Genomic DNA, 19923 nt, shown 5'->3' on the forward strand with positions numbered 1-19923 from the left:
GTTCCCGGTCAGGGGACCGGTATGGGTATCGTGCTGACTGTTCTCGGGCTCATCCTCGTCGTCGGCGGTGTGCTGGGTGTTCTGCGCGGCCAGTTGCTCTGGGGCATCGCGGCGATCGTGGTCGGGTTGATCATCGCGCCCGGGTACTTCTACGGCATCTGAGGAGCGGGGTTCGGGCGCCGGACGTGTACCCTCGGGGAAGGCCAATCGGCCCAACCCCGTACACGCCCCCGTGGTCCGCGAAATCCCCAGGTCACGGTGTTGACGCGTGCCCGGGGACGGGGAGCCATGAGGAGAGGGTGCTGTGAAGAAGGTCGAGCCGCAGGTACGTCTGGTCGCCAGTCCGCAGGTGGACTACGACGCGATCGCCGACTACCTCCAGGAGGTCGGGGGAGAGGCGTGGCTGGAGCGCTTCGACCGCGGTGAGCTGGACGCCCACCTCAACGACCCGCAGAACCTCGCCGAGTTCGCCGGCCGGCTCTGCTACCGCTCCTGGGAACCGGGGCTGAACCCGAACGTGACCCGCGTGCGCCGGGACCAGGACCAGTACCTGGGCAACATCCTGGCGAGCATGCACGGGTCCGTGCTGGAGCACATCAGCTTCAGCTTCGTGCTGCACAACGTGTCCCGGGTGCTCACCCACGAACTCATCCGCCACCGCCCCGGCGTGGCCGTGTCGCAGGAGTCGCTGCGCTTCGTGCGCCTGGCCGACCTGCCGTTCTGGTTCCCGGAGTGGGCGGAGAAGGACCCGGAGCTGATGGAGCGCGCCGAGGAGATGCTCCGGAGGATGGAGGAGTTCCAGCTCTGGATGGCGGACCACTTCGGCCTCGACGACGAGGGCGTCAAGTTCGCGGAGAAGAAGCACAAGACCTCGTTCATGCGCCGCTTCGCCCCCGAGGGCGTCGCCACCGGGCTGGTGTGGACCGCGAACGTACGGACCCTGCGCCACACGCTGGAGGCGCGCACGGCTCCGGGCGCGGAGGAGGAGATCCGCCTGCTGTTCAACAGCATCGGCGAGACCCTCCGCAAGGAGGCGCCCGCGCTGTTCGGCGACTACGAGGTCACCGACGGAGCCTGGGTGCCCCGCTGGCGCAAGGTCTGATCCCCCGGCCTGACCAACGGCGCCGCCCGCCCCGGACGCTCCGGGGCGGGCGGCGCCGTGTTCACGGGACCGGTTCACCGATGCCCGGCCGGTTCCCCTCACGGTCACGGAACCGGGATTCCCCGCCGTGCCGCGACGGTGTCCGCGGGTCATGCCTCCGGGCCGTGGCCGCCCTCGGTCCGTCGCCGGTCCCCGCTAGCGTGGGCCGGAACGGAGGAGCGTGCACGGGAGGTAGCGGTGGTCGAAGATGAGCGGCGCGTCGACCGGGCGTCCAGACTCGTCCGGGCGTCCGCCGGGGCCGTCTACGCGGCGATGACCCAGCCGGCGGCGCTTGTGCGGTGGCTGCCGCCGGAGGGGATGACCGGGCGGATCGACCGGTTCCAACCGTGGCCCGGGGGAGGGTTCCGGATGGAACTGACCTACGACGACCCCGGGGCCGGACGGGGCAAGACGTCGGCGGCCAGTGACGTCGTCGAGGTCGAGTTCGTCGAACTGGCGCCTCAGGAGAGGGTCGTGCAGCGCGCCGTGTTCGACGCACCGGACCCCGCGTTCGCCGGGACGATGACGATGACCTGGAGCCTGGCCGACCATCCCGGGGGCACACTGGTGACCGTCGAGGCGACCGGTGTCCCCGAGGGGATCGCACCGGCCGACCACGAGGCGGGGCTCACGTCGTCCCTGGCCAACCTGGCGGCACACGTGGAGTCCTGATCCCGGCGGGGGTACCGGGCGCCCCCCGAGCGGATGATCACGTTCGGTTTGCGAGAAGTTACACATGGTATTGAGTTCCAGTGGGTGCGGCCGCACCCCATCGGGGCAATGAACGTGACCGGCGGTTTCTCCGCCGGTCATTTTTCCTGTTCCCACCGTCCCGGAGACGACATGGACGACAGCACGCGCAGCCCGGCCACCCGACAGATGACGGGACCGACCGCCACCGCGGCCCCGGGCACGAGCGCCGAAGGCCGTACGGACCAGGCGCCGCCCGATTTGGTCGAGTCCAGATTCGAGCTCAAACCCGAGGGGCTCGGCGCGGAGCGCGCCAAGGTCCTGGGCGAGTTCGAGCGGTACCTCGACTACTACCACCGCAACTTCCTCGGCTACCAGGTCAACCAGAACCTCAGCGACGTCAGCTCCGACCTGGTCACACTGCTCGGGGTGCACACCAACAACATCGGCGACCCGTTCAGGGACGGCAACCTGCGCACCCACACCAAGCCCATGGAGCGTGCGGTGCTGGCCTACTACGCCGACCTGTGGGGGCTCAGGCCCCACGACGAGAACGACCGTGAGAGCGCGTGGGGCTACGTGCTGAGCATGGGCTCGTCGGAGGGCAACATCTACGGCCTGCTCAACGCCCGCGACTTCGTGTCCGGCAAGTACCTGCTGCTGGAGCCGAAGGAGGCGCAGACCCGGGTGCCGCAGTTGGCCATGGGCCAGGCGGCACCGGTCGAGGACAACCCGAACGCCACCGCCCCGGTCGCCTTCTTCTCGCAGGACTCCCACTACTCGGTCGCCAAGAGCGCGCACACGCTCGGCATCCCGACGTTCGGTGAGACGGGCAACGACCCGGAGCGGGACTACAAGAAGGACGCCAGGCGGGTCATGGGCACCGAGAGCTGGCCGACCGAGGTCCCCTCCCACGACGACGGCAGTATCGACATCGGCAAGCTCGCGGCCGCGGTGGACTACTTCGCGGGCAAGGGCCATCCCGTGGTGATCGTGCTCAACCTGGGCACCACCTTCAAGGGCGCCTACGATGACGTCGAGGCGGCGCTGCCGAAACTGCACGGGGTGTTCACCGAACACGGCCTCTACGACCGCGAGTTCACGGTCAGGAGGGGCGGCACGGAGAAGACGATCACACGCGACGGGTTCTGGATCCACGTCGACGGTGCGCTGGGCGCCAACTACGTGCCGTTCCTGGCCAAGGCCGGGATCAGGGTCCCCAGGTTCGACTTCCGGCTGGACAGGCCGGGTGTGAGCTCGATCGTGGCCAGCGGGCACAAGTACCCCGGCTGCCCGTGGCCGTGCGGGGTGTTCATGACCCGGCGCAAGCTCCAGCTCCAGCCGCCGCCCATGGCGGACTACGTCGGCTCTCCCGACACCACCTTCGCCGGTTCGCGCAACGGTTTCTCCGCGGCGGTGCTGTGGAACTTCTTCGCCAAGCACTCCCACGCGGAGCAGACGGAGATGGCCAGGAGCTGTCACGAGAGGGCCGAGTACACCCTGAGGTGTCTGAGGGAGAAGGTGGACCCCAAGCTCCGGCAGAGGGGCTGGGATCCGTTGGAGTGCGACCTGACCGGTCACACGCTCAGCGTCCGGTTCCGTGCGCCCGTCCAGAGCATCATCGAGAAGTACTCCCTGGCCAGGGTCACCGTTCCGGCCGGGCGGAAGCAGGTGAAGGACTACGTCCACCTGTTCACCATGCCGCACGTGACCCAGGCGCTGATCGACCGGCTCATCACCGACCTGACACATGACGACGCCTTCCCGAAGGAGGCCGTGCGGCCGGTCGCCAGCGAGGCCCTGATCCCGGCGCAGTACACGCCGGACGAGGAGGCCGACGTGCTGCACGCGGTCGCCATGACCGACCGCGGGTTCGCCTGACCCCGGCGGCACGCCGTCGCGGCCGTGTCCGGGAGGGGCCCGGCCGCGGCGTTCGGTCACACCGTGTGCGGCACGGGAGTGTCAGGACACCGCGTCGACGAGGATCCGGGCCAGTTCGCGCGGACGGGAGAGCATCGGCCAGTGGCCGGTGTCCATGGTGACCAGCCTCCAGTGTTCGCCGTTCAGCAGCGCCGCCACGTCGGCGGTCGGTTCGGGGCCGTCCAGCAGGCACTTGACGTAGGTCGCCGGAAGGTCGCCGAGCGGGCCGGCCAGCGTGGCCGGTTCCGCCAGGGAGGCACCCGGGTGCGGCGTCGCACCGTCCAGGAACCGGGTGACCTGGTCCTCGGTGAGACCCTGGCCGTCGAGGTCGGCCGCGGTCGGCGTCGCCCAGGACCCGCCGTTCCCGGCGATCGCGGCCTCCAGTTCGGCCGGGCCCTCCCACCAGGCGGAGACGAACGACGCGCCGTCGGCCGGGACGCTGGCGTCGACCAGGACCACGCGGGCCAGGCGGTCGCCGATCAGCCCGGCGGCCTGCCCGACCGGGATGCCCGAGTAGCTGTGTCCGACCAGGACGACGTCGCGCAGGCCGAGGCGTTCGACCTCGCCGACCACGTCCCGGACGTGCGTTCGCTGACCGGCGGGAGCGTCCCGCTTCTCCGCGAGGCCGGACAGGGTCAGGGGATGGGCTCCGTGGCCCGCCGCCCGCAGCTCCGGGACCACCTCGTCCCACGCCCAGGATCCGAGCCACGCACCGGCCACAAGCACGAAATTCGCCATGGCGGCACCGTAGCGGAGGGGTCGGACCACCGGTCCGCCAGCACCGCCGGGCGCCGCACCGTGAACCTTTCCGCCGCCGACGCGGACTGTTCTGATGAGAGGCGACACGAAGGGGGCGCGGTGGGCGGCGACGCGCGACGTGACGGGCTGCTGGTGGTGCGCTGCCAGCTCGGGGAGCGCGAGGCGTTCCGCGAGCTGGTGCGTGTCTGGCACGTCCCGCTGTGGCGCTACGCGCGCGGCATGGTCGGTCCCGCGCACCTGGCGGACGATCTCGCCCAGGAGGTGTGGGTCGCGGTACTGCGCGGCCTGCCCCGGCTGCGCGAACCGGAGCGGTTCGCCCCGTGGCTGTTCACCATCGCCCGGCGTGTGGTCGCCGACCACCTGCGACGGTCGTACCGGGTGTCGGAGGCGCCGGTCGAGGAGGCGGAGGCGATCGCCGCCGACGACGGCCTCCTGGACGGTGTGCTGACCACGATGCAGATCGAGGCCGGACTCCACGGGCTGCCGCTCCCGGAGCGTGAGGTCCTGGTGCTGTTCCACCTCCAGGACCTGTCCCTGACCGCCTGCGCGGAGGTGCTGGGCGTACCTTCCGGCACGGTCAAGAGCAGACTGCACCGGGCGCGCCGCATGTTGCGCGATGTTCTCGCCGAGAGGGGATACCAGGCATGAACGAGCAGAACCCGGACGCCTGGCCGGACGTGCCCGAGGAGCTCCGGCGCGCCCTGGCCGCGGAGGTGTCGCTGGGATCCCGGATACGCCACCTGTCCCTGGGGCTGGCCGGAGCGGGGATGGCGGCGCTGGTCGCGCTGCTGTGGGCCACCGAGCCGCAGCCGCTTCCCGCGCGCACCCAGGCCGCGTTCGCCGTGCTGGTCCTGATCGGTCTGGCCTGGGCCGCCTTCGCCGGTTGGGTGTTGGCCAGGCGCCGCCCCCTGTTCGCCCGGGACCGGGTCCTGGGCGCCCGGATCGCGCTCGCGGCCACCGTCGTCACCGGTGCGGCCGGGACGGCGCTGGCCGCGGCCCGCGCGGGCACGGCCGAGGCGGTGACCGCCGCCTCGGTCTCCGCCGCCCTCGTCGTCGCGGCGGTGACCGTCCTGCTCCGGGCGCGTTCCCGCCACCGCGACCTGCTGCGGTTGCGGGACGCTCTGCGCCGTGACGCTTCCTGACCCCGAACCGCCCCCGCCGCGGTCCATCCGCGACACCGAGGAACCGAGGAGACGACCGTGAACGACAGGATTCCCCCGATCGGCCCGCTGGCCCTGGCCCTGCGCCTGCGCGGCGCGGGCGGGCGCACCGTCCTCCTGCTCACCGCACCGGCGGCCATGGCACTGCTGGCCGGGATCGGCCTGATACTGATCTGACCTGTGGTTCCACGGTCCGGTCCCGCGCCGGGGCCGGACCGCGGAACCGGTGGTCGCGCCGGACCGGCGCCGTGCGCGCGGCGCCGCTCAGTCCAGCGGGTCGCGTGAGAGCGGGCAGGTCATGCAGTGCCCTCCGCCGCGGCCGCGGCCGAGCTCTCCGCCGACGATGGTGATCACCTCCACCCCGGCCTTGCGCAGCGCGGCGTTGGTCAGGGTGTTGCGGTCGTAGGTGAACACCACGCCCGGTTCCAGGGCCACGGCGTTGTTGCCGCTGTCCCACTGCTGGCGTTCGGAGGCGTAGACGTCACCGGCCGTCTCCACCACACGCAGGCGGGGCAGCCCCATGGCGTCGGCCACCACGTCGACGAAGCGGGCGTCCCCCTCGTCGGTGACCTCCACCCCCGGGGCCCGGTCGCAGGGCCGGAGGGAGAAGGCGCGGATCCCGTCGACGATCGCCGGGTGCACGGTGACCAGGTCGCGGTCGGCGAAGGTGAACACGGTGTCCAGGTGCATCGCCGCGCGGAGGCGGGGCATGGCCGCCACCACGACGCGTTCGGCCGCCCGGGCGTCGAACAGGGCCTTGGCGAGCTGGGTGATCGCCTGGCGGGAGGTGCGCTCGCTCATCCCGACCAGGACCGCCCCCCTGCCCACGGGCATGACGTCGCCGCCCTCCAGGGTGGCCCGCCCCCAGTCCCGCTCGGGGTCGCCCCACCACACGGTCGACTCCGCCAGCTCCGGATGGAACCGGTAGACCGCCTTCATGAGCAGGGTCTCCTCGCGCCGGGCGGGCCAGTACAGCGGGTTGAGTGTCAGCCCGCCGTAGATCCAGCAGGTGGTGTCGCGGGTGTAGAGCGTGTTGGGCAGCGGCGGCAGCAGGTACTCGCTCTGGCTGCGGGACTTCTGGGGGATCGACGCGTAGGAGGTGCGGAAGTCGGGGGGAAGGTCGCAGACCGCCAGGCCGCCGATGAGGTGGCGGGCCAGGTCCCGCTCGGAGAGGGAGTCGAGGTAGGCGCGCGTGCCCTCGACCAGGCCGAGCCCGACCTGGTCGGGGATGATCGTGCGGTCCAGGAGCCAGGTCCGCGCTCCGGGCACGCCCATGGTCCGCGCCAGCAGGTCGTGCAGTTCGACGACCTCCACGCCCCGGTTGGTCAGCTTGTTCACGAAGTCGAGGTGGTCGCGCTGGGCGGCCTCGACCCACATCACGTCGTCGAACAGCAGGTCCTCGGAGTTGGTCGGGGTGAGCCGCTCGTGGGCGAGCCCCGGCGAGCACACCAGGACCCTGCGCAGCCGTCCGACCTCGGAGTGGACGCCGTACGCGGGCGGGGTGGAGCCGACTGCCATGCGCTTGCCTTTCTCACAGGGTGATCCATCCGGCGCCGAGCCCGACCAGGCCGACCACCGCTCCCACGACCACCACGGCGAAGAGGGCGGCCTCGCGGGCGGAGAACACGCGTCGGCCCCGTTCGCGCCGGGTGCGCGCGAACAGGAACGTGGCCGGGGCGTAGAAGACGCAGCCGAGCAGCACCAGGTCCAGTCCCGCGGCGTAGACCAGGAAGACGGTGTAGACCGTGGCCACCAGGGCGACGGCCAGTTCCCGGCGCCGTGTGGCGGGCAGGTCGTCGGCGTAGGTCTCCCGGGTGACGGCGAGCTTGACGGCGTAGGCGGCCGCCAGCAGGTAGGGGATCAGCGACAGCGCGGCCGTCAGGTCGAGCGCGAAGTCGAACGCGTTCGCGGAGAAGAGGGTGACGACCAGGACGACCTGGGAGAGCAGCGTGGTGAGGAACAGCGCGTTGACCGGGACGTCCCGGTCGTTGGACTCGGCCAGGAAGCGCGGCATGTCCCGGTCCTTGGCCGCCACGAACAGCACCTCGGCGGCCATGAGCGTCCACGCCAGGTAGGCGCCCAGGACCGAGACCAGCAGTCCGACGCCGACCATCGCGCCGCCCCACGGCCCGACGGCCGCCGTCAGCACCCCGGCCATGGACGGCTGGGGCAGCGCGGCGATCTGCTCCATCGGCAGGATCCCGTAGGACACGATCGTCACCGAGGCGAAGACCGCGAAGACGCTGAGGAACCCCAGGACGGTGGCGCGCCCGATGTCGCTCCTGCGCCTGGCGTGCCGTGAGTAGACGCTCGCGCCCTCGACACCGAGGAAGACGAACACCGTGATGAGCATGGTCTGGCGTACCTGCCCGAACAGGGAGCCGGTGTAGTCGGCGCCGGTGAGGTTGGCGGCGAACACGGCCGGGTCCAGGAGGAGGGCCGCCAGGAGCACGAAGACGAGGATCGGGACGAGCTTGGCGACCGTCACGACCCGGTTGATCGCGGTGGCCTCCCGGATGCCCCGCTTGATGAGGAAGTAGAAGAACCACAGGCCCGCCGTCGACGCCATGACCGCGACGAGCCCGCCTCCGGAGAGCAGCACGGGGAAGGCGGCGCCCAGGGTCGTCATGATGAGGACCCAGTAGGTCACGTTGCCCACGCACGCGCTCGCCCAGTACCCGGCCGCGGAGAAGAAGCCCACGTACTCGCCGAACCCGGCCTTGGCGTAGGCGTACACCCCGGCGTCCAGGTCGGGCCTGCGCAGCGCCAGGCCCTGGAAGACCAGCGCGAGCGTGAGCATGCCGGTGCCCGCGACCGCCCACGCGACGAGCGCGCCCACGACCCCGGTCTCCAGGGCGAAGCGCTGGGGGAGGGAGAACACCCCCGCGCCGACCATGGACCCCACGACCATGGCCGTGAGGGTGAGGAGGCCGACCTTCTCGGCGCCCGTCACGGTGCTTCGCTGCTCTGCCAACTCGCCGGAGCCCTTCTCGTCGACGCGCCCTCGTCCGCGGGGTGCCGGGGAACCGGTCACTCCCGTCCGGTGATGCTCGCAGCGATGCTGTGCGTGTTCACGTCGACACGCTGTGTCTTGGCTCGGGGTGGTCGGGGGTGTCGCGATGTCCGGACGCCGTCGCGCTACGAGTCCGTGGCGATCGCGTGCAGACGTGCCTCGACATCGGCGGATCGGTGGTCGCTGTGGTCACGGAAGTGGTCCAGGACGGCTCTCAGCGTCGCGCTGGCCCGAATCGTGTCGCCGAGCCCGACGAGCGCATCGGCCAGACCAGTCCGGGCGACGGCGAGACTGTCGTCGTCACCGTGGTCCTCGAACACGGTGACGGCGGTCTCGTAGACTCCGACCGCGTCACCCGCTCTGCCCGAACCGGTGAGAATCCGTCCGAGAGTGCACTGGGCCCAGGCCACACTCCAGACCGCGCCGATGTCGGTGAACACGTCGATGGCGGCCTGGCAGTCGGTGCGTGCTTCCGCCACGTCGTTCGAGTCGACCGCGAAGTCGGCCAGACTCAGCAGGGCCATCGCCTCGCCACGTCGCTCACCTGCTTCCCGGAACACCTCAAGCGCGCGTCTGGCGTGGACCACGGCCGACCCGTCGCGTTCTCCCCGCTGCCAGGCCACCACGCCGAGCTGCCGTCGGGCGAACCCCTCCACCCAGAGGTCTCCCGCAGCGGCGTTGGCCTCAAGCGCCGAGTGGTACGCGTTGACCGCCGCATCGAGGTCGCCCAACAGCCACTCGGCGTCCCCCAGCCCCAGATGATTGCGAGCCAGCCCGAAAGCGTCGTCCGCCCGCTCGGCGGCTCGGATGCCGAGCCGGTGCATGTCGCGCCACTCATGCCAGTGCCGGTGCACCTCGAACAGCGGATAGACGGAGGCGGCCAGCCGCCAGGCCGTGTCGTGGTCGCCGTGGTCGAAGGCGGCGTGTTGGGCTGCGAGGAGGTTGGCGCGCTCCCTTTCGAACCATTCCAGGGCGTCCCGCGCAGTCGCGAACTCGGGAATCGGAGCGTCCTCCGGATCGCCTTCCACGGTGGGGAAGTGCGGGTGCTCGGCCAGCTGTGCCCTGGCCGCGGCCCGCAGATACCAGCGTGCCACCCGGCGCACCGCTGGTTCGACCATGCCCGGCACCTCTTCCCTCGCCCGCTCGACGGCGAAGAGGCGCACCAGGTCGTGCAGGCGGTAGCGGTCCTGGTGCATCCGTTCCACCAGGTTCGAGCGTGTGAGCCTGTCGAGCAGGCGCCGTGCCTCGGTGGGCGTCGTTTCGGTGAGGGCGGCGGCGGAGGCGCTGGAGAACTCGGCTCCGGGGTGCAGCCCCAGCATTCGGAGGAAGCGCGCGGAATCCGGGGTGAGGGTGCGATACGAAGCGGTCATCACGGCGCGCAGATCGCTCAACTCGTCCTCCTCCTCGGAAAGGGCGTCCAGACGGGATTCTTCGGCTGCGAGCTCGCGGACGAGGTCACCCAGGCTGGCTCCGGGGCGGTCCACGAGGCGCTCGACGGCCACACGCAGAGCCAGCGGAAGGTGCGCGCAGTGCCCGGCGAGTCGATGCGCCTCTTCCGGCTCCGAGTCCACACGTGTTCCGAGTGCTTCTCTGAGCAGGGACACCGAGTCGTCCTTCGGGAGCACGCCCAGGGAGAAGCGGCGCGCGCCGTCCCGTGCGACAAGTCCGGCGAGGGTGTTCCGGCTGGTGACGACCACCATGCTTCCGGAAGAGGCGGGGATCAGGGGCCGGATCTGTTCGGCGCTGAGCGCGTCGTCGATCACGACCAGGACGCGTTTGCCGTCAAGAAGGGAGCGGTAGAGCGCTGATCGGCCGTCCAGGTCGACCGGAACGCGCTCCGGTGGCACGCTCAGCGCCCGGAGCAGTACGCCGAGCGCTTGGACCGCCTCCGCCCGGGGGCCGGGAGTGTGCCCGTGCAGGTTGACGTACAGGTCTCCGTCAGTGAAGCGGGGGCGGACCCGGTGCGCCCAGTGCAGGGCCAGAGCGCTCTTGCCGACTCCGGGTGCACCCGTCAGCGTCGCGATGGGGACGGAGCCCTCTGCTGCCTCCAGGAGCACGTCCAGGGAGTCCAGGTGCTCGGTGCGATCCACGAAACCGCCCGTGTTGAACGGAAGCTGTCGTGGCACGTGAGCCGGCGTCGCGTGTCCTGGATTGATGTGTACGTCGCCGTGGACAGTGCCTGCCTGCAACACGGTTCCGGGGGAGCCGTGCGTGGTGTTGTTGGCCGTTGTGGGGTTGTCGTGTGTGGTCACAGGGGTCGCATATCGGCGTCGAAACGCTTCTCGTACTTGCTGAAGGGGACGGCGGCGTGCAGGGCCCGGTCACGGATCACGTTGGCTTGGACGATTTGACCTGGGTCGGTCACGAGTTCGGGGTCCAGCATTCGGCCGTTGGAGTCGTAGTTCATGCGCACGAGCTGACATGAGTCGAAGAGCCAGTAGTCGAAACGGGGGATGCCCTCGGGCCAGGACGAGCCGTCCACGATGGGGAGGATGTTGACGTCCTCGCCTGCCTTGATGTTGGCACGGTAGGCCCACACACACTCGAAACGCAGGTAGTCCGTCAGAGGCTCGGTCACCACGTGGACTCGGCGGAACAGCCGTTGGCCCCCGACCAGACGGGCCCACTCCTCATGGGCCGCATCGGTGATCAAGCCGCCGTCCCTCAGGAAGAGTCGGAACGCCTCCTTCTCATAGCCAACGTCGTAGACCTGGAGTGTTTCCAGGCGGAAGGCCGTGTACCTGCACTCCTCGAAGAAACGGTCGAACTCACCCTCGGTGAGGGGGCGCGACATGGTGTCAGTGCTCATCACGCCTGCCGCTGCCGGTAGTGCTCGACGGCCCTGAGTACGATCTCGGGGGAGATGCGCACAGCGGTCTCGCCGGGAAGGGGGTTCTGCAACTTCGCCAGATCGGCGTCGTCGAGGCCGGGGCCCTGGACGATGAGCTCACCCGTGTCGCTGATGTACACGGACGGGCATCCCTTGTTTCCGGACTTGTCGTCCTTGGCCAGCAGTTCCAGTTCCATGGTGCTCCGATCAGGCCTCACAAAGACGGCACCGGGACCCCGAAACTAACACGGAAGCCTTGGGCCGCAGGGTTTCTGGCCACTTACGGACTACCCGTCCACGTACCTTCTCCGTATCCGTTCCACTTCGTCCCCGTCGTTCTCACGGGATGCGCGCACGAGCCGCTTGATATCGGCTGCGGCGAGCGCGTCGAGCAGAGCCGACGGTGTTTCCTGGCACGGGGGAGGGGCGCTTTCGTCGCTCATGGTTTCCACCCCATCATGTGTGTCGACCTTCGCCGGGAGGACTGCCCTGACCGGCGGCCGGTGAACCCCGGTGGCCGGTGGTGCCTTCCAGGGTGCCGGTCGCGCGGTCGAGGGCTTCGTCGGTGCCGACCGAAGGCCCACCGGCCTTCGGGGGTGTTCTCGTCATCCCGGGGGTCGGTCACCCACCTGTGTCATCGTGCGGATGAGTTTCTCGGGGGTGTTGGCGCAGACCAGACGCATGCGGCCGGTGTGCGCGGCCCAGTACTGCCGGGTGTGCCGCCCGAACCAGACCGTCCAGCCCCGGCGGCGCAGGTCCGCGAGTGACACGTGGGGCTCGGGTTGGGGTCGCGTGATCGGACTCGACCAGCGGGGGAAGGTGGTCGTCGGCCGGGCCCGTTCCACGGCGATCACCGCGCACCGTGCCGCTGGCGCCCCAGGGCCTCACGCAGGGCCACGGGAGTGGTGGCGGTGACCAGGTCGGGCGGGCAGGGGCAGCGGCGGCGGTTCAGGGTCGCGGTGAAGACCGGGCGTCCGGCCCCGTCGTGGAGCTCGCAGATCAGGTGGTCGGGGAAGTCGGCGCGCAGGCGTTCGAGCTCCCGACTCGGGTGGAGCGGGTATCCGGCCCTCATCGCCGGACCCCCGCCGTGTGGAGCCGGTCCGCCCGGGACCGGTGCGCCGTCCACGGGTCCTGTTCTTCCGGGGCCTGGTCCCACTCCAGGGTGAAGTAGACCGAGGGGCCGCAGCGGGTGCGCTCGATCCCCCAGGAGTCGGCCAGGCTGTTGACGATGAACAGGCCGCGCCCGTGCTCGGCGTCCGGTTCGGTGGGCACGACCTCCAGGCGGGGGAGGGCGGGGCCTCCGGTCGCGCGGACGGCGACGCGCAGGCAGTGCGCGTACAGGAAGACGGAGACGAGGAACGCCCCGCCGCCTCGCCCGGCGGGGGCGTGCAGCAGGGCGTTCGTGGCGATCTCGCTGAGGATCAGCAGGGCGTCGTGGCGCGGTGGTTCGGGTACCCGGGCCAGGTCCAGCCGCTGCCACAGCCAGTACCGGGCGTCCCCGACCGAGGCCAGAGAGTTGGGGAAGCGACCCAGGAAGCGCCGCATCTCGGGGCGGTTCGGGGGTTCGGGCACGGGAGCACTACGCTCGTTCACAGGTCCTCACCTGTCCTTACCAGGTTCGAGGGCTCAGGCCCTGTCGTGCGTTGCGACCGCACGACAGGGCCGTTCTGTTGGAGAAACCCATGCAAGGCCAGATCCATGCAAGTACGCTTGCATCGAGTCCGTGCATAAGTCACTGACTTCATGTGTACTGCACGAGGTGGCTGCTTGTCAGTGCTTCGAGAGAATTCGGATCAGAGATTCGGGAGACATGGAATGCAGCAACGCAGGAGAACTGTGCGAGGTCGCAAGCTTTCGGCGGAACTGCGTCGTCTTCGTGAAAAGTCCGGAATGTCTGGAGAGCAGGTCGCTGAGCGCCTGGGCTGGTCGCAGTCCAAGGTGAGTCGCATCGAGACCGGGCGAACCTCGGTTCAGCCGAAGGAACTGAGGCGTTTGCTGGACTTGTACGGGATCCCTGAGGAGCGGCACGATCGCTACGTCGACCTGCGTAGGGGTGCCAAGGTCAAAGGTTGGTGGGACGACTACTCCGATGCGATTCCGCGTGACTATGCGAACTACATCGAACTGGAGAACGAAGCGTCATCGGTGGCGATCTTCACGCCCCAGGTTGTGACGGGGATCCTTCAGACGGAGGCTTACGCACGGGAGATCATCCAGGCCGCGCTGCTGTTCTCACCGCCGGGAGAGGTGAAGCGGCGGATCAAGGTGCGCATGGAGAGGCAGCAGCGGTTCCTCTCAGACGAGAGTCGAACTTTGGACGTGGTTCTGGACGAAGCGGTACTGCGGCGGCAGATCGGTAGCTCGGAGACGATGCGGGAGCAACTCCTGCATCTTCTTGCACTGATGGGGCGGAGCAACATCAACCTGCAAGTGCTGTCGACCTCGTCCGGGGCACATCCATCCACTGCGGGTGAATTCACCATCCTTGGGTTTCCAGAGGAGGATGATGACGATGTGGTTCATGTTGAGGCCATGACCAGTAGTCTCTACGTCGAGGACGAGGCTCAGGTCTTCTACTACAGGTTGGCCTACAACCGGTTGTGTGAGCTGGCCTTGTCGCCGACCGAGTCACAGGCGTTCATCGAGTCACTGGTGGAGTGAGCTCTCCACCCGATGGAGGGGAACCGTCACATGCCCAGTTCGTATCCCGAGCCACGACACTGGCGGAAGTCGTCCTACAGCGGGAACGGACCTACCTGTGTGGAGGTCAGGGACATCGCGGATGGTTTGGCGATGCGTGACTCTCAGCAGCCTGAGCTTGGACACTTGACGTTCACCTCGAACGAGTGGAGGGTGTTTCTCACCTGCCTCAAGGCTTAGCGGAGGTGCGTGGCTACATGTTCGGAGCTCTGGTCTGGCGGAAGAGTAGTCATTCGAAAGCCAGCGGTGAGTGTGTCGAGGTCGCGAACTGGCGTACCAGTAGCTATAGCGGCACTGGCAAGGAGTGCGTGGAGGTGGCGGACGTCGAATCTCGTTCGCTCGTGCGCGACTCGAAGCAGCCTGAGCTTGGACACTTGACGTTCGCCTCGGGGGAGTGGAGCACCTTCGTCTCCTCCCTGAAGGGCGCGGCGGCCCCCTCCCGTCCGTAGGCGGTCGAACCCCGGGAGAAAACGCACTCCCGGGGCCGTCGCTGTCGGAGCCCGGGAGCGGGCGGACCGTGGAGGAGGCGCCGTGGAGCCGGTGGGCATGAGCCGTGGGGAGGCGGTCGCGCTGGTGCGGCGGATCATGGAGGCACGCGGCGCCTCCGAGGGCGAGGAGCACGGCTGGCTGGACCGGCTCGACAGGGCCCTGGGCTGCCCGACCGGCTACGTCGGCGGCCTGATCTTCTGGGGAGGGGATCTGTCGCCGGACGAGGTGGTCGAGCGGGCCCTGTCCTACCGGCCGATCGCCCTGTAGGCGGACGACACGGGCCCGTTCGTGTGCCCGGCCGTGCGATACGGCCTCACCACCCGTCGAGTGCGTCGAGTCCGGCGTCGGTCCCGGGCGCCCTGGGGATGTCGCCCAGGTGCTGGAGGAGGGTGCCGCGGCGGATGCCCACACCGTCCACGTCGACGGTCCCCGTCGTGGAGAGGGAGAACCCGCCGCCGCGCTCGTACATGCGGATGAGCGGGTCGAAGGGGTCGGGGAGAGCGGGCAGGGCCGCTCCCGCGTCCCGGGCCGCCGCCAGGTGCAGCGCCCAGACACAGGTGCGCCCCACGGCGGGGAACTGCCGGGCGAGGTCCGGGTCCCCGCGCACCGACGCGACCACCGCCCCCTCCGCCCGGATCCCGGGCGCGGCGACGGCGGCGATGTCGTGGAGGGGCCAGCCGGTCGCGCCGAGCGCCCGCGTCCACACGGCGGACCGGCGCAGGTACTCCCGCATGAGGGCCACCCGGGACCGGGTGCGGTCGACGTCCGTCTCCCAGCCGATCGCGCGGATCCGCGCGGCGAGCTTTCCGACCTCCGGACTCATGCGGTTTCCCTCGTCTTCCTCGTCGCGGGGGTGGCGGTGGACTGGCACCACCTGCCATGCTGCCGTGTCATCCGGTCATCCGACCGCGACCCGAACCCGCAATGGAGGGGCCCACCATGGCACAGCAGGTCGAGCCGACGGTGTTCCGCGACGTCAGGCCGATGGGGGGCGACCCCGTCGACCTCGTGGTGGCGGACGGGAAGATCGCCTCCGCGGCCGACACCGGCACGGCCGCCGCCGGGACGGTGGTGGACTGCGGCGGCCGCCTCGCCCTGCCCGGCCTGGTGGACGCGCACATCCACCCCGACAAGACCACCTGGGGCGAACCCTGGGTCTCGCGGCGGGCGGCGCACGGCATCGCCGAGCTCGGTGAGCAGGACGCCGAACTCTTCCGCACCCTGCCCACCCCCGTCGGGGTGCGCGCCGAGCGCCTCATGGCGCACGCCGCCGCCCTGGGCACCCGCGCCATGCGCGCCCACGCCGACGTCGCCCCCGCCTACGGCCTGGCCGGTCTGGAGGGTGTCCAGAAGGCGAAGGCCAACCTGGCGCACGCCACACGGGTGCAGACCGTCGCCTTCCCCCAGCACGGCGTCCTGCGGGCGCCGGGCACCGCCGACCTCCTGGAGGAGGCCGCCCGCTCCGGCCTGGCCGACCTGGTCGGCGGCATCGACCCGGGCACCTTCGACGGGGACCTGGACGGCCAGCTCGACCTCGTCTTCGGGATCGCCGAGCGCCACGGCGTGGGCGTCGACCTCCACCTGCACGACCGGGGCGGGCCCGGCCACACGGCCCTGCGCGCCGTCATCGACCGCACCCGCGCCCTGGACATGCGCGGCCGGGTGACCGTCAGCCACGCCTTCCGCGTCCCCGAGGTGGCGGGCGAGGACCTGCGCCGCCTGGCCGACGACCTCGCGGAGGCCGGGATCGGGCTGACCACCGTCGCCCCCGGCCCCGCGAGCGTCCTGCCCACGAGGGCGCTGCGCGAGCGGGGCGTGCGCGTGGGCGTGGGCTCGGACGGCGTCCGCGACGCCTGGAGCCCCTTCGGCAACGCCGACATGCTCCACCGCGCCCACCTGCTCGCCCGGTCCCTGCGCGCCCGCCTGGACGACGACCTCGGCGACGCCTACCTCACCTGTGCCCACGACGGCGCCGACCTGCTGGGCCTGGCGCGCGCCGACCTCACCCCGGGCTCGCCCGCGGACTTCCTCCTCATCGAGGGCGAGTGCCTGCCGCAGGTGGTCGTGGACGTGCCGCGCCCGTGGGCGGTCGTGCACGGCGGGAGCGTGGTGGCCCGGGACGGCGTGCTGCTGCCTCCCGAGGGGCACTGAGCGGCCGGTCGGCGCGCCGGTTCAGCCGCAGACCGAGGGCAGCGCGCGGACCAGCCCGGTCGTGTGCAGCGGGTCGAACCCGTATCCGGCGGCGACGCGGTGGGTGTCCCTGGCCAGGGTGTCGAAGCAGCCCGGCCTGGTCCGCGTCCCCTCGGTGGCCTTGAGCTCCTCCACCAGCTCGGCGGTGATGCGGTCGAGCGCCGGCCGCAGTTCGGACAGGTCGGGTTCCTGGAGCGGTGCCCGGTCCGGGTCGTGGTGCCACCGGGTGATCAGCCCGCGCTGCACGAACTTGTTGGCCTCGATCTGGTCGCGCATCACCGCGGTCGCCACCCGCGGGTCCAGCCCGGCACGGCGGGCGTGGTCGGCCACGGAGGCCAGGATCTGCTCCTCGCGCGCCGGATCGTCGATCCCGGCGCCCGTGTGCCACTTGGCGGCGGCGATCGCCTCGGCGACGGTGACCCGCTCGGCGGACAGCTCCACCAGATCCCCGAGGTCGCCCGTGGCACCCGCTCTGGCGGGCGTGGCGAGAAGGGTCGCGGACAGGGCCAGGGTGACGGGGAGTACGAGCGCGAGCACGGTCGTTCCTTGGGATCGATGGTCGAGGGACTCACGAATCTAACAGAGAGTGGTGATCTTATGATCGTGAGTCACCGTAGTGTGGATCGGCGGTGTGCGGGCGCACCTCGGGGTGTCGGGCTCGGGTGTGTCTGTTTGCACACATAGGGTCACGATCGTTGGCTGGTACCGGCGAGAGGACACACGATGGCTGACCCGGCAGACGTCAGTGAGGAGACCACCGAGGCCCCGGTCGCCGAGGAGAGGGTGGAGCGGGAGGCCGAGCCGCGCGGCCGCGAGGCCGGACCGGGCAGGGGGCACACCATCGTGGTGGGCGCCGGGATGGCGGGCCTGGCCGCCGCCAACCGGCTCGCGGACGCGGGGGAGCGGATCACCGTCGTCGAGGCCCGGAACCGGACCGGCGGGCGCGTCCACTCGATCCGGACCTGGGAGGGCTTCACCATCGACGAGGGCGCCTCCTGGATGCGCGGGGAGCAGAACAACCCGCTCGCCGTGCTGGTCCGCGAGGTCGGCGCCAGGACGGCCGTGTTCAACCGCTCCACCGAGACCGCCTACGACCCCAAGGGCCGCCGCCTCCTCTTCGACCGCCACCGCCGCAACATGGAGGACGTCAACCTCCTGCACGAGCACATGTACTGGGCCAACGTCGGCGCCGACCCCAGCGAGTCCATGGAGGAGGGCATCCAGCAGGCCCTCTACGACGCCAACCTGGTCCGCGCGCGGGCCAGGGACGCGGGCGAGATCGTCCACCGGATCATCGAGGCCGACCACGGCGCCGACGCCCGGGAGGTCGCCTTCAGCGCCGTGGCCGCGCTGCACGAGTTCAGCGGCGACGACGTCGTCTTCCCCGACGGGATGAGCCAGCTCACCGAGCACCTGGCCCTGGGGCTGGACGTGCGCCTGGACCACGTGGTCCTGGGGATCTCCCACGACGACCAGGGGGCCTCGGTGCGCGTGGAGACCCCGGAGGGCGAGGAGACCCTGACCGCCGACCGCGTCCTGGTCACCCTGCCGCTGGGCGTGCTGAAGGCCGGACAGGTGGAGTTCTCGCCCGCTCTGCCCACCGACAAGGGCGAGGCGATCGAGCGCCTGGGCAACGGCCGCCTGGAGAAGCTGTTCCTGCTCTTCGACGAGGTCTTCTGGGGCGACGCCGAGGTCATCGTGCACCTGGGCACGGAGGAGGGGACCTGGTTCCACTGGTACGCGGGCCAGCGCATCCGGGGGGTGCCCGTCCTGGTCTGCCGCAACGGGGGCAACGCGGCGAGGTTCCTGGGCCGGATGGAGGAGGGGGACGTGGTCGAGCACGCGATGGCGTCGCTGCGCGCCCTGTTCCGCAAGGTCCCCGATCCGGTCGACCACTACCTCACGCACTGGCTGGAGGACCCGTTCGCCCGGGGCGCCTTCTCCTACACGGCGGTCGGGTCGGGGGACACCGACCGCGAGGCCCTCGCGGCACCGGTGGGCGATCGGCTGTTCTTCGCGGGAGAGGCCACGGAGATCGAGCACACCGCCACCGTGCACGGCGCGCTGCTGTCCGGCCTGCGCGCGGCCGACCGCATCCTCGGCGTCGAGTAGGTCCCGGTCGCCCACCGGCCGCGGGCACCGCCCCCGGGCGGACCGGTCGGGGCCCGTCCGCCCCCGGATGCGGGCACCGGCCCGCACGGGGCACGGCGGTCAGCCCTTGCGCGCCACTCCCCCGTACTGGTCGACCTCGCGGGGACGCCCCACCTCGGCGGCCTCCGGCCGCCACAGCGTCGCCGACACCACACCCGGTTCGAGCAGGTCCAGCCCGTCGAAGAACCGCGCGATCCCGTCCGGAGTGCGCAGGTGGTAGGGCGCGGCCGCGGTGTCGTTCCAGCGCTTGGCGGCCTCGACCATCTCCGGGCTGGTGTCGGTGCCGTCGCACATCACCAGGAAGCTGCCCGGGGGGAGCGCGTCGACGTAGCCGCGCACGATGTCGTAGGCCTCCTGGCCGGCGTAGTGGCCCATCGTGCCCAGGATGGTCAGCCCGATCGGCTGGTCGAAGTCCAGATGGTCGGCGGCCTCCGCCAGGACGGTGGAGGGATCGCGCAGGTCGGCGTCGGCGTAGTGGGTGGTGCCGTCCGGGTGGCTGGTGAGCAGGGCCCGGGCGTGCGCCAGGACCATGGGGTCGTTGTCGACGTAGACCACACGCGAGGAGGGGGCGGCGGCCTGGGCGACCTCGTGGGTGTTGTGGTGGGTGGGCAGCCCGGTGCCGATGTCGAGGAACTGGCGGACACCCTCCCGTTCGGCCAGGTGGGTGACGGCGCGGATGAGGAAGTCCCGGTCCGCCCGGGCGGCGGCGACCATCTCGGGGTAGGCCTGCAGGACGTAGTCGCCGACCTCCCGGTCGGCCGGGTAGTTGTCCTTGCCGCCCAGCCAGTAGTTCCACACACGGGCGGAGTGGGCGGTGGTCGTGTCGATCAGGGGGCGTGAGGAATCCATGCGCCGAGAGTAGAGGGCCGTGTGCGCGGCT

At 70.7% G+C, this 19923-nt stretch carries 25 protein-coding genes; 13 read left to right on the forward strand and 12 right to left on the reverse strand.

The window, feature by feature from the left end; genetic code table 11:
• Nucleotides 1–21: 21 nt before the first annotated feature.
• The 4 genes from ACTVAJ_RS03080 to ACTVAJ_RS03095 all read left to right on the forward strand — a co-directional run bounded on the left by ACTVAJ_RS03080 (nt 22) and on the right by ACTVAJ_RS03095 (nt 3712).
• Nucleotides 22–162, forward strand: coding sequence for a GPGG-motif small membrane protein (locus ACTVAJ_RS03080; protein ID WP_470386471.1), 141 nt, complete (start codon nt 22–24; stop codon nt 160–162).
• 142 nt (nt 163–304) lie between these two features.
• Complete coding sequence (gene thyX, locus ACTVAJ_RS03085) at nt 305–1102, forward strand: FAD-dependent thymidylate synthase (RefSeq protein ID WP_470386472.1); 798 nt, start codon at nt 305–307, stop codon at nt 1100–1102.
• A gap of 237 nt (nt 1103–1339) precedes the next feature.
• Complete coding sequence (locus ACTVAJ_RS03090) at nt 1340–1813, forward strand: SRPBCC family protein (protein WP_470386473.1); 474 nt, start codon at nt 1340–1342, stop codon at nt 1811–1813.
• Nucleotides 1814–1984: 171 nt separating this feature from the next.
• Nucleotides 1985–3712, forward strand: a complete 1728-nt coding sequence (locus ACTVAJ_RS03095) for a pyridoxal-dependent decarboxylase (RefSeq protein WP_470386474.1) — start codon at nt 1985–1987, stop codon at nt 3710–3712.
• Nucleotides 3713–3793: 81 nt separating this feature from the next.
• Here the strand turns inward: ACTVAJ_RS03095 and ACTVAJ_RS03100 are convergent, their stop codons facing one another.
• Nucleotides 3794–4489: an alpha/beta fold hydrolase gene (locus ACTVAJ_RS03100; protein ID WP_470386475.1), complete on the reverse strand. Its 696-nt coding sequence runs from the start codon at nt 4487–4489 to the stop codon at nt 3794–3796.
• Between the two features lie 120 nt (nt 4490–4609).
• Between ACTVAJ_RS03100 and ACTVAJ_RS03105 the strand changes: the two genes are divergently transcribed.
• The 3 genes from ACTVAJ_RS03105 to ACTVAJ_RS03115 are packed head-to-tail and all read left to right on the forward strand — an operon-like array spanning nt 4610 to nt 5847.
• On the forward strand, nt 4610–5158 hold the full coding sequence (locus tag ACTVAJ_RS03105; RefSeq protein ID WP_470386476.1) for an RNA polymerase sigma factor: 549 nt from the start codon (nt 4610–4612) through the stop codon (nt 5156–5158).
• Nucleotides 5155–5652, forward strand: coding sequence for a transmembrane transport protein (locus ACTVAJ_RS03110; protein WP_470386477.1), 498 nt, complete (start codon nt 5155–5157; stop codon nt 5650–5652). Before ACTVAJ_RS03105 ends, ACTVAJ_RS03110 begins: the two co-directional genes overlap by 4 nt.
• Before the next feature lie 57 nt (nt 5653–5709).
• Nucleotides 5710–5847, forward strand: a complete 138-nt coding sequence (locus ACTVAJ_RS03115) for a hypothetical protein (RefSeq protein WP_470386478.1) — start codon at nt 5710–5712, stop codon at nt 5845–5847.
• An 87-nt stretch (nt 5848–5934) separates the two neighbouring features.
• Here the strand turns inward: ACTVAJ_RS03115 and ACTVAJ_RS03120 are convergent, their stop codons facing one another.
• The 8 genes from ACTVAJ_RS03120 to ACTVAJ_RS03155 all read right to left on the reverse strand — a co-directional run bounded on the left by ACTVAJ_RS03120 (nt 5935) and on the right by ACTVAJ_RS03155 (nt 13106).
• Nucleotides 5935–7188: an arginine deiminase gene (locus ACTVAJ_RS03120; RefSeq protein WP_470386479.1), complete on the reverse strand. Its 1254-nt coding sequence runs from the start codon at nt 7186–7188 to the stop codon at nt 5935–5937.
• Nucleotides 7189–7201: 13 nt separating this feature from the next.
• Nucleotides 7202–8644 (reverse strand): basic amino acid/polyamine antiporter, encoded by a 1443-nt coding sequence (locus tag ACTVAJ_RS03125; protein WP_470386480.1) that lies wholly within the window; start codon nt 8642–8644, stop codon nt 7202–7204.
• A 164-nt stretch (nt 8645–8808) separates the two neighbouring features.
• Complete coding sequence (locus tag ACTVAJ_RS03130; RefSeq protein ID WP_470386481.1) at nt 8809–10809, reverse strand: ATP-binding protein; 2001 nt, start codon at nt 10807–10809, stop codon at nt 8809–8811.
• A gap of 122 nt (nt 10810–10931) precedes the next feature.
• Nucleotides 10932–11492, reverse strand: a complete 561-nt coding sequence (locus tag ACTVAJ_RS03135) for a DUF6879 family protein (protein ID WP_470386482.1) — start codon at nt 11490–11492, stop codon at nt 10932–10934.
• A complete protein-coding gene (locus tag ACTVAJ_RS03140; protein ID WP_470386483.1) occupies nt 11492–11710 on the reverse strand; it encodes a hypothetical protein in 219 nt (72 codons plus the stop codon). Before ACTVAJ_RS03140 ends, ACTVAJ_RS03135 begins: the two co-directional genes overlap by 1 nt.
• Nucleotides 11711–12118: 408 nt before the next feature.
• The gene (locus tag ACTVAJ_RS03145) at nt 12119–12367 is read right to left on the reverse strand and encodes a hypothetical protein (protein WP_470386484.1); all 249 of its coding nucleotides are present in this window, start codon (nt 12365–12367) and stop codon (nt 12119–12121) included.
• Nucleotides 12364–12585, reverse strand: coding sequence for a hypothetical protein (locus ACTVAJ_RS03150; protein ID WP_470386485.1), 222 nt, complete (start codon nt 12583–12585; stop codon nt 12364–12366). The genes ACTVAJ_RS03145 and ACTVAJ_RS03150 overlap by 4 nt, the downstream gene beginning before the upstream one ends.
• On the reverse strand, nt 12582–13106 hold the full coding sequence (locus ACTVAJ_RS03155) for an ATP-binding protein (RefSeq protein WP_470386486.1): 525 nt from the start codon (nt 13104–13106) through the stop codon (nt 12582–12584). The genes ACTVAJ_RS03150 and ACTVAJ_RS03155 overlap by 4 nt, the downstream gene beginning before the upstream one ends.
• Nucleotides 13107–13349: 243 nt before the next feature.
• Between ACTVAJ_RS03155 and ACTVAJ_RS03160 the strand changes: the two genes are divergently transcribed.
• The 4 genes from ACTVAJ_RS03160 (at nt 13350) to ACTVAJ_RS03175 (ending at nt 14969) form a co-directional block, all read left to right on the forward strand.
• Nucleotides 13350–14174 carry a helix-turn-helix domain-containing protein gene (locus ACTVAJ_RS03160; protein ID WP_470386487.1) on the forward strand — a complete coding sequence of 275 codons (825 nt, stop codon included), beginning with the start codon at nt 13350–13352 and terminating at the stop codon, nt 14172–14174.
• 30 nt (nt 14175–14204) lie between these two features.
• Entirely contained in the window at nt 14205–14393 is a 189-nt protein-coding gene (locus tag ACTVAJ_RS03165) for a DUF397 domain-containing protein (protein ID WP_470386488.1), read from the forward strand.
• A 17-nt stretch (nt 14394–14410) separates the two neighbouring features.
• Nucleotides 14411–14662, forward strand: coding sequence for a DUF397 domain-containing protein (locus ACTVAJ_RS03170; protein ID WP_470386489.1), 252 nt, complete (start codon nt 14411–14413; stop codon nt 14660–14662).
• Between the two features lie 97 nt (nt 14663–14759).
• Complete coding sequence (locus ACTVAJ_RS03175; RefSeq protein WP_470386490.1) at nt 14760–14969, forward strand: hypothetical protein; 210 nt, start codon at nt 14760–14762, stop codon at nt 14967–14969.
• Between the two features lie 46 nt (nt 14970–15015).
• Here the strand turns inward: ACTVAJ_RS03175 and ACTVAJ_RS03180 are convergent, their stop codons facing one another.
• The gene (locus ACTVAJ_RS03180; RefSeq protein WP_470386491.1) at nt 15016–15525 is read right to left on the reverse strand and encodes a hypothetical protein; all 510 of its coding nucleotides are present in this window, start codon (nt 15523–15525) and stop codon (nt 15016–15018) included.
• A 116-nt stretch (nt 15526–15641) separates the two neighbouring features.
• Between ACTVAJ_RS03180 and ACTVAJ_RS03185 the strand changes: the two genes are divergently transcribed.
• Nucleotides 15642–16853: an amidohydrolase gene (locus ACTVAJ_RS03185; protein WP_470386492.1), complete on the forward strand. Its 1212-nt coding sequence runs from the start codon at nt 15642–15644 to the stop codon at nt 16851–16853.
• A 21-nt stretch (nt 16854–16874) separates the two neighbouring features.
• On the opposite strand, the gene ACTVAJ_RS03190 is transcribed toward ACTVAJ_RS03185, so the two are convergent.
• Nucleotides 16875–17429 (reverse strand): chorismate mutase, encoded by a 555-nt coding sequence (locus ACTVAJ_RS03190; RefSeq protein ID WP_470386493.1) that lies wholly within the window; start codon nt 17427–17429, stop codon nt 16875–16877.
• A gap of 186 nt (nt 17430–17615) precedes the next feature.
• Between ACTVAJ_RS03190 and ACTVAJ_RS03195 the strand changes: the two genes are divergently transcribed.
• Nucleotides 17616–19004, forward strand: coding sequence for a flavin monoamine oxidase family protein (locus ACTVAJ_RS03195; RefSeq protein WP_470386494.1), 1389 nt, complete (start codon nt 17616–17618; stop codon nt 19002–19004).
• A 99-nt stretch (nt 19005–19103) separates the two neighbouring features.
• On the opposite strand, the gene ACTVAJ_RS03200 is transcribed toward ACTVAJ_RS03195, so the two are convergent.
• Complete coding sequence (locus ACTVAJ_RS03200; RefSeq protein WP_470386495.1) at nt 19104–19892, reverse strand: SAM-dependent methyltransferase; 789 nt, start codon at nt 19890–19892, stop codon at nt 19104–19106.
• Nucleotides 19893–19923 lie beyond the last annotated feature (31 nt).

This window comes from Nocardiopsis sp. KDC1DS13DA1 (assembly GCF_055632325.1).